The sequence below is a fragment of the Psychrobacter sp. AOP5-GZ1-6 genome, from assembly GCF_052376345.1.
GTDB lineage: Bacteria > Pseudomonadota > Gammaproteobacteria > Pseudomonadales > Moraxellaceae > Psychrobacter.
This window is the reverse complement of sequence record NZ_JBQSVP010000301.1, coordinates 1-875: the sequence shown is the minus strand read 5'-3', so window position 1 is coordinate 875 and position 875 is coordinate 1. Positions and strand designations below refer to the sequence as shown.

Genomic DNA, 875 nt, shown 5'->3' with positions numbered 1-875 from the left:
ATGTTGTTACCAACGATATCCCAATTGCCTTCTTCGGTATAGATTTTTACGGCAAAACCACGCACATCACGTGGCGTATCTTTTGAGCCTTTGTTACCAGCTACTGTTGAAAAGCGAGTAAACAAAGGCGTCTGCTTATCTGTTTCAGTCAAAATTTTCGCCGTGGTGTACTCTTCTAGAGACTCTGTCAGCTCAAAATAACCGTGTGCAGCACTACCGCGCGCATGGACGATACGCTCAGGAATACGCTCATGGTCAAAATGATGGATTTTTTCACGTAATACAAAATCCTCTAACAATGTCGGGCCACGTGAGCCTGCCTTTAGAGAGTTTTGATTGTCGGAGATGGCAACGCCTTGTTGCGTCGTCAAAGCTTTGACGTCATCACCAGCACGCTGATGGGTTTCACCCCCATTGCCACGTTCGGTATTCATGTCTTTAGCGGGGTCGGTATGATCAATATTATTATTCATTATGCTTCCTAGCTAGTCATTAAAAGTAGGCTCTATACAGAGCTGTCTCTAATACTAGCTAATAGCTATGATGGACTCATTGCACTCCTTGTTGATATTTAGTTAAAGTTTGCAGTCGAAATCAGTAATTTTAGACTGTCCAAAAGAGACGTTAGCATTAATAATAGAGCCTTGTAATGTAGTTATTCTTTAAGGTATTCTTTTATCAAGTAGCCAATATTTCTGGTAAATATATTGGTCTGATTATAGTCGATTCCATTTAACATAGTACAAGGCAGCCGAGTGTAGACGCATATCTCATACTTCAAGCGAGACGCTGTCATAATTTTATAGTGGCATGACTATAGCGAGGATGACAATGTAGTGAGTTTATATAGGTTGACTGTATACGTTGACTTTATA

1 protein-coding gene is annotated in these 875 nt (G+C 40.6%); it reads right to left on the bottom strand.

Features of this window, described 5'->3' with window-relative positions; genetic code table 11:
• Positions 1-473, bottom strand: a 473-nt coding sequence (locus ACT3RN_RS15900; RefSeq protein ID WP_444518846.1) for a catalase, incomplete at its 3' end; no start/stop codon positions are given.
• Positions 474-875: the final 402 nt, after the last annotated feature.